The 12470-nt window shown below is 31.7% G+C and carries 8 protein-coding genes; 5 read left to right on the top strand and 3 right to left on the bottom strand.

Annotation, left to right across the window (positions count from 1 at the left end; translation table 11 throughout):
- Positions 1–28 precede the first annotated feature (28 nt).
- From QMO11_RS01120 to QMO11_RS01105, 4 genes are all read left to right on the top strand, one after another.
- A complete protein-coding gene (locus QMO11_RS01120) occupies positions 29–688 on the top strand; it encodes a ferredoxin--NADP reductase (protein WP_068472701.1) in 660 nt (219 codons plus the stop codon).
- Between the two features lie 95 nt (positions 689–783).
- Complete coding sequence (miaB, locus tag QMO11_RS01115) at positions 784–2106, top strand: tRNA (N6-isopentenyl adenosine(37)-C2)-methylthiotransferase MiaB (RefSeq protein ID WP_282035639.1); 1323 nt, start codon at positions 784–786, stop codon at positions 2104–2106.
- Positions 2107–2382: 276 nt separating this feature from the next.
- Positions 2383–2886, top strand: a complete 504-nt coding sequence (locus QMO11_RS01110) for a YfiR family protein (protein WP_282035638.1) — start codon at positions 2383–2385, stop codon at positions 2884–2886.
- Positions 2887–2899: 13 nt separating this feature from the next.
- The gene (locus tag QMO11_RS01105) at positions 2900–5365 is read left to right on the top strand and encodes a TonB-dependent receptor plug domain-containing protein (RefSeq protein WP_282035637.1); all 2466 of its coding nucleotides are present in this window, start codon (positions 2900–2902) and stop codon (positions 5363–5365) included.
- A 73-nt stretch (positions 5366–5438) separates the two neighbouring features.
- On the opposite strand, the gene QMO11_RS01100 is transcribed toward QMO11_RS01105, so the two are convergent.
- From QMO11_RS01100 to QMO11_RS01090, 3 genes are all read right to left on the bottom strand, one after another.
- Positions 5439–7787: a GumC family protein gene (locus tag QMO11_RS01100; protein WP_282035636.1), complete on the bottom strand. Its 2349-nt coding sequence runs from the start codon at positions 7785–7787 to the stop codon at positions 5439–5441.
- A 15-nt stretch (positions 7788–7802) separates the two neighbouring features.
- On the bottom strand, positions 7803–8585 hold the full coding sequence (locus tag QMO11_RS01095; protein ID WP_282035635.1) for a polysaccharide biosynthesis/export family protein: 783 nt from the start codon (positions 8583–8585) through the stop codon (positions 7803–7805).
- A 138-nt stretch (positions 8586–8723) separates the two neighbouring features.
- Complete coding sequence (locus QMO11_RS01090; RefSeq protein ID WP_282035634.1) at positions 8724–10628, bottom strand: polysaccharide biosynthesis protein; 1905 nt, start codon at positions 10626–10628, stop codon at positions 8724–8726.
- A gap of 713 nt (positions 10629–11341) precedes the next feature.
- On the opposite strand from QMO11_RS01090, the gene QMO11_RS01085 reads away from it, so the two are divergent.
- On the top strand, positions 11342–12415 hold the full coding sequence (locus QMO11_RS01085) for an acyltransferase family protein (RefSeq protein WP_282035633.1): 1074 nt from the start codon (positions 11342–11344) through the stop codon (positions 12413–12415).
- Positions 12416–12470: the final 55 nt, after the last annotated feature.

Raw genomic sequence — 12470 nt, 5'->3', positions numbered from 1 at the left:
TTAAAATTGGAATAAAACTATTAGATATATGAGCAGACAAAGACTAAACTATCATGAAATATTAGAAATAAGACACTTAACCGATACCGCTTTTATTATACGCTTTGAAAAGAATGATTTAGAATTTTCAGCCGGGCAACATGTTTGTGTTGGACCTCCTAACGGAATACATACGCGTGAATATTCAATTTACAGTGCTGTTGATGCTCCGTTTATTGAGATTTTAGTAAAAGAGGTTGAAAACGGATTGGTTACTCCTGTATTAAAAAAGCTTAAAGCAGGTGACAATGTTGTTGTGGAAGAGCCTGTAGGCTATTTTGGCCTAAACGAAAAGAAAAAGGATGAGACCAAATATCTTTTTATTGCAAGCGGAACAGGCCTTTCGCCATTTCATAGCATGGTAAAATCAAACCCTGACTTGGATTATAAAATCATACACGGAGTAAGAAGCGCGGCTGAAGGATACGAAAGAAGTGAGTACGAAAAAGAGAAGTATGTACTTTGTTCTTCTAGAGATAAATCGGGCGACTATGCCGGTAGACTTACAAATTATTTACAAGAAATAGAGCTAGATAAAGAAACTGAAGTATATTTGTGCGGAAATTGCAATATGATACATGATGCATACGATATTCTTGAAAACAAGGGAATAGCAAATGAGCAGATACATGCAGAGGTTTATTTTTAATCTGTTGTTAGGGTATGATAATTGCAATAGAGAAGGATTAATAAACTAAGCATTAGAGATTACTTTTTATCTCTAAACATAAACAAATAGTTAAAGTGAAATATTTTTTACTGACATTAGGATGCCAAATGAATATGAGCGACTCAGAGCGCGTGGCGTCAGTATTAGAAGCGGCAGGTTGCACGCGTGTTGAAAAGGAAGAGGATGCAAATATTATTGGGATTTTAGCTTGTTCTGTCCGTCAAAAGGCAATTGATAAAGTTTACTCAAAAATATCGAAATGGAATAGGTGGAAAAACAAGAAGAGTTTAATCACATTTATTTCGGGGTGTATATTACCGGCTGATAAAGAAAAATTCTTAAAACTATTTGATATTGTTTTTGGGATGCCCGAATTACCACAGTTACCAAAAATGCTTGGTGAGTATGGCATTACAAATCCTTTATCTCTGTCAGTTGTTCCAGAAACTGATAGTGAAGAAATAAAAATGTTTTGGAATGTAAAGCCAAAATACAATTCGAAATTTGAAGCATTTATTCCAATTCAAAATGGATGCAACAAATTTTGCACGTATTGTGCTGTTCCGTATACCAGAGGTAGAGAAATTTCTCGATCATCAGAAGAAATATTATCCGAAGTAAAAAGATTAGCACAAGAAGGTTATAAAACAATAACACTTTTAGGGCAAAATGTTAACTCTTATGGTTTAGATAAAAAAGGTGATGAAATTTTATTTCCTGAGCTACTTGAAAAAGTAGGCCAAATTGGAGAAGAAGTTGACAGTGAGTTTTGGGTATACTTTACATCTCCACATCCAATGGATATGACTACGGATATATTTCATATTATGGCGAAGTATGACTGTTTAGGAAAGCAAATTCACTTCCCAATTCAAAGTGGTGATGAGAAAGTATTAATTAAGATGAATAGAAAACATTCACTTGAGCGATACCGAGAAAGCATGACTGAGCTTAGACGTATTTTACCACAAGCAACCGTATTTACCGATATTATTGTTGGTTTTACGGATGAAACTGAAGAGCAGTTTGAAAATACACGTAAAGCAATGCATGAGTTTAAATACAACATGGCATACATTGCAATGTATTCACCACGACCAGGTGCAGCCTCTTACAGATGGGAAGATACTGTACCTCTTGAAGAGAAGAAAAAACGTTTTGCTTTATTAAGTGACGATTTATCAGAAAACACTTATGCATATAATAAATCTCAGGTTGGTAAAACATTAAAGGTTCTAGTTAGAGAAAAAGATCGCAAAGCTGGCTATTTATCGGGACATACAGAAGGTAAACTAGTTATTCGTTTTGAATCGGATAACCAAAATTTAATTGGTCAGATTATAAACTTAAAAATAACAAATGCTGCCAAATTTTCTTTAGAAGGAGAGTTAGTATAACTACGTTATTAAAATACTATATCAAGTGCCTATTAGATAATATTTCTGATAGGCACTTTTTTATTTAGCCCCACTTATCTAGCATATAAAGCCTTTAACCACTAACGTAGCTACGTTAATCATATCAGAAAATAAAACCTCCAAAATACAGTAACCTTTCTGCTTCATATTCGAATACGTTATTCAATAACGTAACTATATTATACAATTATCTTAGATACCTGCACTAAATTAACCTATGCAGATAATATTATAAGATTTAAACACTATTTATAAATGAAAAAGAAAATTCTCGTTCTGATGATGGCAATCATGTCATTATCAGTTACTGGTCAACAATCCATGTTTAAGGCTTTGTTTTTATTCAATTTTGCAAAGTACATCGAATGGCCAGAATCCTCAAATCAAAAAGATTTTATTATTGGAATTTATGGTTCTGATGATGTTGAAGATGAATTAAAGAAATTAGCTTCATCTAGAAAAATTAATGCTAAAACTATTGTTATAAAAAAAGTAGGATCGCCAGATGAAGCAAAAGGCACAAATATTCTTTACATACCTACTTCAAATTCCAATAGTATTGATGCAATTACTAAATCGTTACTAAATGAGCCAACGCTGATTGTAACAGACAAAGCAAAGATGTGCAATAAAGGCGCACACATTAACTATGCTTTAGTGGATGGCAAAATGAAATTTGAGATTAGTAAAAACAACATCAATTCAAACAATTTAAAAGTTAGTCCTAAACTAATCAGTTTAGGTATCGAAGTAAAATAAACGCACCTATCATATGTTATTAAAAAAATACATTTTAGTAATCGCTTTCATTACGATTACAATATCATCTTTTGCCCAGAAAAGAGATATCAACACGATAAGCAAAAATGACGTTCTTGAAATGTCAATTGATGAGCTTGCAAATTATGAGCTAGATGAAATTATGCACTTAATGGACTTAGTTGGTGCATCGAGCATTGAAGAATTATACGAATTATTATTAAATAAAAATGTAACATCAGCCTCAAAATCTAACGAAAACCTTTTTGACTCTCCCCTTTCCTCAACTGTTTTAAGCCATGATGAAATTATAGCCTCAGGTGCAACTTCATTAGAAGAAGCTTTAAGGCTTGTTCCAGGTATGATTGTCAGAGAAAAAACCAATGGTAACTATGATGTCCACATTAGAGGTAATGACAATTTACCTGCTAAAAACATGTTAGTATACTCTGAGAATATGAATACATTGGTGATGATTAACGGTCGCCCAGTATTTAACTATTCACATGGTGGTACTTTGTGGGAAACCCTGCCAATTAGTTTTGAAGACATTGAAAAAATAGAAGTTGTTCGTGGGCCTTCGAGTGCTTTATACGGCCCCAATGCATTATCAGGTGTTATCAATATCATAACACAAAATATTACCAATGAAAGCGCATTAGTTTCAGGAAATATCCAAGCAGGTAGTTTGAATACCTACATAGGAGATATCGCCTTTAGAAAAAAAGTTAATAATAAACTTGGTTTTGGGATTACAGGAAACTATGAAGTTAGGGACCGAGAACGAGAAGAATTACTCATTTACAACGGCGAGGATGAAGATGGAAACCCTCTATTCACACTAGATGGCAATAAGGTTGGTTCGGGATACTATTCTGTGGATGAGATTGGCCGAATGTACAATGGCCCTTACCAAATTTGGGAGCCTTTCATGGTAGGTGATCAGACTTATGATATCAACACCTCATTTCCTAATCCGGGGCAATCAAAGGAACGAATGGGTGTAAATGGATACCTTGAATTTACCCCAACTGAGGATGCTTCAATAAACCTTATGGCGGGTTACCAAAATTCAGAATCATTAACTTCATCTATGGGTGATATCCCAAGTCCATACTCAACCAAAATTGCAGAAACACAATATGTTGATTTAAGAGCTGATATTAAAGATTTCTCCTTTCAAGCCAACTATAACGGTGGAACTATTAATTACCTTGCTGGTGAAGAAGGTTTTGAACTCGACAATACGCAATTTTCTGCTTTGGCAGAATATAACTTTAAGTTGAACAAGCTGAGTATTAGACCGGGATTAAGCTATCAAAATATTTCGTATGATGATAGTGAACACATTGCAGAGATTGGCAATGGATATTTAAATAAAAAGAGTACCATAAATATTATGGCAGCTAGTGCTCGTTTTGATTACAATCCAACTGAGAAACTTAGATTAGTTGCAGCACTTCGTGCAGAAAAGTACAATCATCCTGACGATATTTACGCTTCGTGGCAATTTATTGGATCTTACAAAATTAATGACAACAATATTATAAGAGCTGTATATTCCCGTGCAAATCAATCCTCATTTATCGTAAATACCTACTCTAATTATACATGGAACCTTAAAAACAGACCATATCCAAGAGTTATGCAATTTGATGGCGATGATAACCCTGAATTAAAAACCATGGATATGATTGAGCTTGGTTATAGAGTAAGACCCAGTAAAAATATCCTAATAGACTTAGAAGCTTTTTATACTAAAAGTTCAGGCTATGGAGCACTAATGCCTAACTACACTGATGTGAATATATATAATGCTTTAGAAGTACTCACAGACCCAAGTGGTCAAACTGCTCCAATTTCGGTTCCTGACTCTGTAAACCTTAAACATAGCGCATTAGATTTAATTTCAAAACAACTTGGCGCAACGATTAGTATAGATTGGGTAGTATCTAAAAAACTAGTACTAAAGGGTAATCTAACAGTTCAAAAAACTACTCTAGATAATTATTTACAGAATAGTCGTGATGAAATGATACTTCATTTTACTACAGATGCAACAACACAAGCATTAACTGATTTAGGCTACCAATTAGCTACTGGTGCTATCGCTCCAGACGATGTACCTGCTGTGGTGAAAGGATCATCATCAACTTTACCTGATAACCTAAAAAACAATTATACGCATAAAGCCACTCCTTCATATTTTGGTGGATTTTCAATTATATATCGCCCAACTGAGAAAATAGAAATCTATCCTCAAGGATACTATTATGGTGATCAAACAATTGAAAATCAATACTACGATGTTCCATTAAGTAGTAAACTGATCTTTAATACTAAGGTGTCTTACAAGGCTACTAAATCATTAACCGTTTACGTTAATGGAAAGAACTTATTAGGTAATACCTCACAAGAGTTCGCGTTTATGGATGAAACTCCTATGATGATTTTAGGAGGTGTTCATTTCAAGTTCTAAAATATATATACTTAAAACAGAACAGGCAGTTGAAGATTATTCAACTGCCTGTCTTATTTTGAACAATGATAGTCTATTTTTTATCTACATAGTACGATCCACCATATTGATATGAGTAACCCGTTTTCTTTACAGGAACTCCATTTAGTAAGACGGATAACTTATTAAAGTTATCTAGTTTATTTTCTTTAACTAATGAGTTTAACACCAACTTTGGAGTATAACCTTGGCGCACAACCAATATCTGGGTATCCGCAAAGCGCTCTAATAACATTGCATCAGTTACCAAACCAATAGGAGGCGTATCAATAATTATAACATCATATAATTCATTCAATTCCCTAAATAAAAGACTAGTTCTTTCACTTCCAATCAGCTCAGAAGGATTAGGTGGAATTTTCCCACTTGGAATATAATCGAGCAATTCTACTTCTGAGGGTATTATGAAATTACTGTCCATAAATTGATCATCTCCAGAAAGAAAACTACTTAAGCCATATTGGGCAGTTTTTTTCTTATCCTTAATAAAATAAGTATCCAATCTAGGCTTCCTAAGATCAAAGCCAATTAATACAGTCTTATTACCCATTAATGCATAACTACTAGCAATATTAACGGCACAAAAGGTTTTACCTTCACCAGAAATAGACGATGTTAAAAGAATCGTTTTTGCTTTACTTTTCCCTTTAAAGAACTGTAAATTGGTTCTTATAGAGCGCACTGATTCAGAAAATATTGATTTGGGACTTAACAAAAATGGGATTTCATCAGTTTTGCATTTTGTATAAGGCATTGTTCCGATAAAAGGGGTACTTAATATTGCTTGAACATCATCCTTATCTAAAATCTTTTTATTTGCCAGCAGTATTAAAAATATAAGTACTAATGGTAAGAATAAACCTATCACAATTACGAAAACAACTACCTTATATTTATTTGGGCTTATTCTAGCTTTAGTTGTGGCTGCTTCTATTATTTCATTATCTGCCATATTTGAAGCCTTTGCTAATTGCGCTTCGGATCTTCTTTGTAACAGATACTTATACATTTCATCATTAAAATTAAACTTACGTTCTATACCAAGCAAAACTTGTTCTGTTTTTGGAAGTTTTTTAATTTGTCTACTTAAGCTCATTAATCGCTTATTGAGATCATTAATGGTTAAGTTAGTAGTAGAAATGATACTTTTAGTACTCTCTAGAATGGATGACTTTATAGTTTCTATCTGACGATTTATTCTTGATATCGTAGGATTATCCTGTCTTGAATTAAATTGCAAACTTGACTTTTCAGCATGCTTAACTGATAACTCACTAATTAACTGCTGCAAAATAGGATCATTAACCCCACTCGACGAAGGTGCCATTAAATCAGAAACATTACTATTGTTCTCTATATAATTTCTTAAATACTTATAATAATCTAGTTGTGCCATTAATGTGGCTTTCTGCATCTCAAGATCTTGAGATTGCTGAATAATCATCTGCCCCTGCATGGATACATCCATTACCTCATTACTAGAGCGAAACTCTTCCAATATCTTTTCAGCAGAACTCAATGAATCAGACACCCCCGACAATTGTTTATCAATAAACGAAATTGTATTATTTGCGATATAATTCTTCTTGTCTAAGTTATACTGAATAGCACTTCTAGAAAGCTCATTAATAAAATCCTTTGCTTTATTAGTATTATTTTCTGTTGTTGAAATTTCATATACCGACGACTTTTTACGATATAATGATATCGCAATTTCCCTCATATAACGATTAACAAGAGTTTTTAGAGGGTTAAATTCAAAACGATAAGGGTTATTGGTATACTCTATGTCTTTTACTTTTTCATTGGGTAAAACTGTAAACATATTAGAATGTATAGCCATTTTCTCAAATAACTTTCCTTCATATATAGTTTTTTCGCCAGTTCTATTAATTAAGAATTTATCTTTTGATGTAAATAAAATATCAAAACTCCCACCAGTGAATCCATTTTCAGTAGTATCTTGTACTACAACAAAAGGAGTTTTATCGTAGATCTCTTGTTCTAGAAACATACCTTTTTGAAAATATGTGACTGAGAAATCAAGCTTTCTAATCACCTTTTCAACATGACTACTTGAAGTTAAAAATACAATAAGGTTATCTATGTTACTGTAAGCACCAAGACTTATACCTGGTAAGCCATTCTCGCTAGTCCCTAGCAAGGAATTCATATTACCTTCGCCAGTATTAATTAGCATTAGAGAACTAACCTTATAAATGGGCATAGTAGTTTTATAACTATAAACACCATAAGCACATCCTATAATAAGACAAATAAGAACTATATACCAAAATTTAAGAGCCCTTTTTAGGAGTTTACCCATATTAATATTATTCCCATCCGAGGCATCCAAAGAGTAATCATCAAAATCTTGATTCATAAAATAAGGTTATATTTAGTTAAACAGTGCTAATAATAATAAAGCGGTATTCAAAAAAGTTAAGCTTATTCCTAAAGGAATATTTGTTAATACCATAGATTTTAATTTACGTGGCTCAACATAGATAATATCACCTGGTTTTAGATAATAATAAGGTGAGTAAATAATTCGCTCATCTAATGTATTGATTTCTAACATTTGTTGAACGTCACCTTCTTTTCTAATCAATCTTATTTTCTCTTTATTAGCAAAATCAGTCATATCGCCAGCTAAACTAATTGCTTCAAGTATATTCACTTCTTCTGCGTAGAGTAAGAAACGTCCTGGAGATCTTACTTCTCCTAAAATGGTAATATTATCATTTAAAAGTTTTACGTTTACACTGCACTCTTCCACATATTTCGAAACAGACAACTGGATTTTTTCCCGAACTTGATCCAGACTTAGCCCACTTACATGTATTTTTCCAACAAAAGGAAACTGAATAGAACCATCTAATTCCACTCGATACCCTTCTAAACTAGCAGCCATTGGGTTTGCTATACTAGATGTTCCTGCATTATTTCCCCCATCGTTATTCAAAAAAGCTGAAGTTCGTTCATCTAAGGAGTTGATTTTGATATATAAATTATCATTGGGTTTAATAAGATATTCTGACTTATTGGGCTTATAGTATTGATCTACTTCATCCAACTCTTTAGTCATATGACCTTGTAGGTAAATAGACTTCTTTAAAGAAACACACCCTGTAGTCAATAATATAACGAAAAGTGTTAAACTTATAATGAATTTATTCATAGTAATATTACGGTTTATACAGTCCAATTAATTCAAACAAATATACTGTACTTCCTAAGATTTTAATCCATGCAAAGCATTACTTAATCAAAAGGCTAAGAAAATTACAAATGATCTTTTAAATAAAAAAACTATATACTATATAAGAACCTCTTTCTTATCTAATTCCGAATAAATACTATTATTAGAAATGAACTCGGGAACCAATTCCTTCATTCTTATTACGAGATTTTCTGTTGTCTCTTCGGATAAAAGTTGAACTAAATTATTAATACTCTCATTTACTTGCTTAAAGTCATGATCTCTTACTTGTCCAATCATTATTTTATCATGATGAGTAGGTAATGTATTCTCTTTTGATGCCAATAATTCCTCAGTGAGTTTCTCTCCTGGTCTTAAACCGGTATATTTAATTTCAATATCTTGACCTACCTTTAATCCTGCTAAACGAATCATTTCCTCAGCAAGATTTTTAATTTTAACAGGTTCTCCCATATCAAATACAAAAATTTCACCTCCTTTACCCATAAAACCGGCTTCTAACACAAGCTGACATGCTTCAGGAATTGTCATAAAATAACGTGTTATATCTGGATGAGTAACAGTAACGGGTCCTCCCCTATCTATCTGTTTTTTAAACAATGGTACTACTGAACCATTAGAACCTAGTACATTGCCAAACCTAGTTGTTATGAAGGAAGTTTTAATACCTTTTTTTTGTGAAAGTGATTGAATAAATATCTCACATATTCTTTTGGAAGCGCCCATAACATTCGTTGGATTAACAGCCTTATCAGTTGAAATCATCACAAATTTTTCGATTCCATATTTAACTGCTAGTCTTGCTAAAATACGAGTACCGCCAATATTAACTCGAATGGCTTCATAAGGAAATTTTTCTAATAATGGCACGTGCTTATAAGCAGCAGCATTAAAAATAAGATTAGGCTGAAATTGTAAAAAAACTTCCTCCATTCTCTTCTCGTTAGTGACACTAACTAATATTGTTTCAAATGGAATATCATAATGACTTAGCAATAACTCTTGTTGAAGATCGTATAAGGGTGACTCCGCAACATCCACTAATAATATTTTCTTTACAGGAAATTTCAACAATTGCCTTACAATCTCAGACCCTATTGAACCAGCAGCACCTGTTACCATAACAACCTTTCCCTCTAGGCCGTCCATAATTTTAAGTTGATCTAGTTTAATTTCCTCACGACCCAAAATATCTTCAATCCTAATATCCCTAATTTGCCTATTATTAGAAATTCCATTAACCCAATTACCAACAGAAGGCATTACCTTCAATTTCCAATTGCGACGTAAACATTCATCTGTGATATCATATTTACGTTGAACATCAATATTATTAATGGCTAATATTATTTCTTCAATCTCTTTTACTTCAGCTGATTTTAAAGCTTTTTCCCAACTAACCACAGGTATAGATTGTAAAATCACACCTTTCTTAGAAGGATCATCATCTATAAAACCAACAATATTATATTGATTTTCTTTATCACTTGTGATAGCTTCTAAAGTAATTTGCCCCATTACTCCAGCTCCGTATATGTATATATTTTTGGTCTTTCTTTTTTTTGTTAATAAAGAATAGGTTTCTTTTACAACAACTCTAAAAACAAAGGTTAAAATTGCTGTTAATAAAAAATGTATTACCAAAATCAGATTAGGAACCTTAATCCATGGCAAATTAAACCCTTTAACTATCAAATTAACAAAGCTTAAACAAACAAAAGCTGAGAAGCAGGAGATTACCAGAATCTTTAATTCATTATAACTACTATGCCTAATTACACCTTTATAGGAACGAAATACGAAAAATGAAATGAGGTAAATAAGAACAACCCAAGCTGCAACCAGAAACAAATCAGAAACAGGTACTGTATCTAAACGAGTACCCAATCTTAGCGTAAATGCAATTACAAAAGCATTAATAGCTATAACTAAATCAATCAAAAGTATCCACCAAGGTGATACAATTCTATCATTAAATATATTAAGTAAAAACGATTTCATTAAGCTTAAGAGTTTTAATTATTCAATTAACTAAATCAAATTTCATCTTTTTTTCGGTGCGATACTTGATTTTATGACGAATTATATATTAAAATACTTGAAGCTCTGATAATGGTAAACTAATAAAAAAAGATACTTCTGAATTAAGAAAGAACAAGGTTTTTATACTTCAACTATAATGAGACATAAGTAATCATAAGCCTTACATAAATTACAGCTTACACTATGATCTGCATATCCAATGAATAGATTAATTAAATTTTTATTACTCGTATTATTTGATATAAACTTTTTTACCACTTGTTTTAGAGTTTTATCGTATAATGATGGCTTCACCATCTGTAATCAGAAGCCTAAGCGCAATCATATTTTCCATTAAATGCTATAAACTACTAAAAGATTATACAGAACTGAAGAAAGTTTTATAATACTTTCTTGTTTTGATAATAAACCAGATAGACCTAGATGCCATGAAATCAAATAATTTATCAATTAGTATTGTAGTTCTTAATTTACTTTAATATGCACCTCTTGGTTCTTTGTATAAAAATATAATTCATTAATCAAGTAAGTTGATGCACTATAATATTTTTCAATAGCTTAGGATATAAGTTGTTTAGTCAAGGCTGATTTAGTACAAAAATAATAACGCATTGTAATAAGGTATTTTTTAAGTCATGATTGGTAAGTTTATTATTTAAAAAGTTAACCTGATGAAATGTGAGAATATACCTTCAAAAGTTTCCAATAAGAAAAAATACTTAAAACACATTCATTTTTTTCGTGGATTTGCGATTATTAATATTGCTTTTGTACATCTAGCTTTCATTCGTGATAAGTCAATATTAGGCATACATCATAGCGATTATGTAGCATTCATGGAGGTTATTTTTCATGGAGCAACAATCTATTTCTTATTTATATCTGGTTTTTTATTTCATTATCTATCTGATGGTTTTAACATGAAGAAATATTACTACAGCAAAATTAAGTTTGTATTTATTCCTTATGTTATAATTTCTTCTTTAGTAGTTATAGTTAATCATTTTTATGACATTGAAAATTTAGGTTATGTAGATTTTTTTAAAACGTGGTTAATATCTATAGTTTTTGGAACTGCTCAGATTCAATATTGGTATATCCCCTTTATTATGTTAGTGTATTTGGTAAGTCCATATATATTATTAATACCTAATAAAGTTTTTAAATATTTAGCACCTCTAATATTTATACTACCCTTATTGGGCACGAGAACTGGCGCACAGGTAAGTGTATGGCAATTTTTATATTTTGGTCCTGTATACTTATTGGGAATATATACTTCGATGGATTATAACAAAGTTCTTGAGGTTATAAATAAACTAAAGTACTTATTTGTAGTTGTGGCAATTGTTTCTACACTCTTTTTAATATTACAGTACAAGTTAAACGTTATTGATCGTTATGGTATTTTCAGCATTCAAGAAGGTTTATTTTATATTCAGAAAATATCAATTACCGTTTTGGTGCTTTTAGCTTTTAGAAACTTTGAAAATAGTCGGTTATATTTGTTTGATGAACTAGCCAAGTTAAGTTTTGGTATATATTTCACTCACCTATTTATCAACTATTTTTTTTACAATTTTAAAATTTACCTAGTTGAGTTTCTTATTAGTGAAAATTATAGTCCTCTAATTATTCCGGTAGTTTTGTTATACGCAACAATGCTTCTTTTCATAAATGTGTGGATACTGAAACTTTCCAAAAAAATTTTAGGACAAAAATCAAGAATGATACTAGGAGTATAGACTACGATTAAGAATCGTATCTTATCTTCTATTCTGAAGAATTAATTTTAGAGAT

The sequence above is a fragment of the Saccharicrinis aurantiacus genome, assembly GCF_947489045.1.
GTDB classification, from domain to species: Bacteria; Bacteroidota; Bacteroidia; order Bacteroidales; family Marinilabiliaceae; genus Saccharicrinis; species Saccharicrinis aurantiacus.
The sequence above is the reverse complement of the archived record's forward strand: the minus strand, read 5'-3'. Positions and strand labels throughout refer to the sequence as shown.